General features: G+C 71.0%; 2 protein-coding genes. Both read right to left on the reverse strand.

What is annotated here, in order from left to right; genetic code table 11:
* Positions 1-96 precede the first annotated feature (96 nt).
* The gene (locus tag VOI29_RS24095; protein WP_323784378.1) at positions 97-2,139 is read right to left on the reverse strand and encodes a hypothetical protein; all 2,043 of its coding nucleotides are present in this window, start codon (positions 2,137-2,139) and stop codon (positions 97-99) included.
* Positions 2,140-2,148: 9 nt separating this feature from the next.
* Positions 2,149-2,442, reverse strand: a 294-nt coding sequence (locus tag VOI29_RS24100) for a DUF4159 domain-containing protein (protein ID WP_323784380.1), incomplete at its 5' end; no start/stop codon positions are given.

Raw genomic sequence — 2,442 nt, forward strand, 5'->3', positions numbered from 1 at the left:
CGCCCGGCGCCGCGCCTTTGGCGCGGCGCTTGGCCCAACCGGAGCAGAGCCTTTCAAGGCGCTGGCGGCGGGCGGGAGCGCCTCCTTGGCGCGGCCTTAGCGGCGGCCTTCGCGCAGCCAGCCCGCGACGATGAAGAAGGAGGCCATCAGCAGTGCCAGCCAGCCGGGCAGCAGCGGCCCCTGGCTGACCGACAGGGTTTCATAAGCGGCGCGCGGCGTCAGGCCGATCCACCCGCGCCCCGCTGCCGGGCGCCCGGCCCGCACATTGCGCAAGGACGGCATCCCCTGCTCCAGCCGCAGCACGCCGCCGCGCAAGGGCTCCAGCACCGGCGCCAGCACAGCGCCGGTGGCAATGGTTTCCTCGAATTCCTTCGGTGCTGCAGGTCCCAGCCCGGCCACCGCCGTCTCGCCGCCTTCTTCCAGCCGGTAAAGCCCCGCTTCCGGCCCTTGATAGCGGGCCTCCCACTGGCCCGGCGCGGTCTGGCGCAGCGCCAGCTCTACGGTGGAGCCATCCGGGTTGGTCACCGTCACCGGCCCGGCCTGCCCGGCCAGGGTGCGGCGCAGGATCCGCATCCGCTGGCCCGAGGCCTCGGCCCACAGCGCTTCTTCCTCCAGCTCGGGTTCCTTCATCATCCAATGGGCCAGGCGGCGCAGCAGCTCCAGCTGCGGCCCGCCGCCCTCATAGCCGCGGCTCCACAGCCAGGCGTGATCCGAGGCCAAAAGCGCCACCCGGCCCTCGCCGACCCGGTTCAGCACCAAGAGCGGCCGCCCGCCCGCACCGTTCATCAGCACATGGCCTTCGGGGCGGCGCAGCTCAATCTGGCGCAGCCAGCGGCCCCAATCCGCCGCCCCCTCCAGCCCCGAGGTCACCGGATGCTGCTTGCCCAGCTCGGTCACTTCCGGGCGGTAGGCCTCCTCCAGCACCCGCGCCGAGGGTTCGGCGGGCAGGATCAGCGACAGCGGCGAGCGGTAGATGCTGTCGGCGCTGGCAAAATCCGGCCCCGCCGCCACCAGCACCGCACCGCCGCCCAAAGCGTAATTGGCCACATTGTCCAGATAGACCGCCGGCAGGATGCCGCGGCGCTTGTAGCGGTCGAATATGATCAGGTCGAAATCCTCGATCTTCTCCAGAAACAGCTCGCGGGTCGGGAAGGCGATCAGCGACAGCTCCTCCACCGGCACCCCGTCCTGCTTTTCGGGCGGCCGCAGGATGGTGAAATGCACCAGATCCACGGCGCTGTCGGATTTCAGCAGATTGCGCCAGGTGCGCCCGCCGGCATGCGGCTCGCCCGAGACCAGCAGCACCCGCAGCCGGTCGCGGACCCCGTTGATCTGCACCAGCGCCGTGTTGTTGCGCGCCGTCAGCTCGCCCGGCTCCTCGGGCAGGCTGAACCGGATCACATTGCGGCCGCCGTGCTGCAGCACCATCGGCAGCTCGAAATCGACGCCCACCGGCAGGGTAAAGCGCTGCGGCGCGTCGCCGCCGACCGAGATGTCCAGATCGGCAAAACCGCCCTCAGCCGGCGCCGCGCCCTGATCCTCGATCCGCAGCGTCAGCTTCACCGGCTCGCCGATGATGGCAAAGCCGGGGGCGTTTTTCACGATCAGGCGGCGGTCCCAGTCGTCCGCGCGGCCGGTCAGCAGCAGATGCATCGGCGCAGGCAGGTTCAGCGTCTGGCCCGCGTCATGCACCTGGCCGTCGGACAAGGCGATCACACCGGCCACCCGCGCCCGCGGCTCATCCGCCAGCGCCTGCGCGATCGCCGCCAGCAGGCGGGTGCCCGCGTCGCCTGCGCTGTCCGGAACAGTGATCCAGCGCACCTCGGTGCCTGCCCGGGCTGCCAATGCCGCCTTCAGCTGGGTCCGCGCGCGCGCCGTCTGCTCCGGGCGGCCGCGCAGCTGCTGGCTGGCGGTCTGGTCCTCGGCCACAATCACGATATCGCTGAGCGGCGCGCGGTCCTCGCTCTGATGCACCGGGCCGGCCAGGGCGGCCAATAAAACCAGCGCCGCCAGCGCCCGCAGCGCCCAGCCTGACAGCCCCTTCCACAGGCCCAGCACCAGCGCCGCCAGGGTAATGGCGCCCGCCGCCCAGATCACCGGCCAGGGCACCAGAGGATCAAACAGGATCGTCTGTGTCATCGCGTTCCCCTATTGCCCGAGCCGGTCCAGCAGGGCCGGCACATGCACCTGGTCGGATTTGTAATTGCCGGTCAGCACATGCATCACCAGATTGACGCCGAACCGGAACGCCAGTTCGCGCTGCCGCTCGCCGGCATAGCCGCGCCCGACCGGCAGCATGGGCCGTCCGTTGCCGTCCACTGCCCAGGCCGCCGCCCAGTCATTGCCGCCGATCACCACTGGCGTCACCCCGTCGTTGAGATTGCGGAACGGGATGCCCTCGGCCTGTTCCGCGCCGGGCGGCGCCGCCTCGACCCAGACCGG

This window comes from Leisingera sp. (assembly GCF_034669605.1).
In the GTDB taxonomy this organism is placed as follows: domain Bacteria; phylum Pseudomonadota; class Alphaproteobacteria; order Rhodobacterales; family Rhodobacteraceae; genus Leisingera.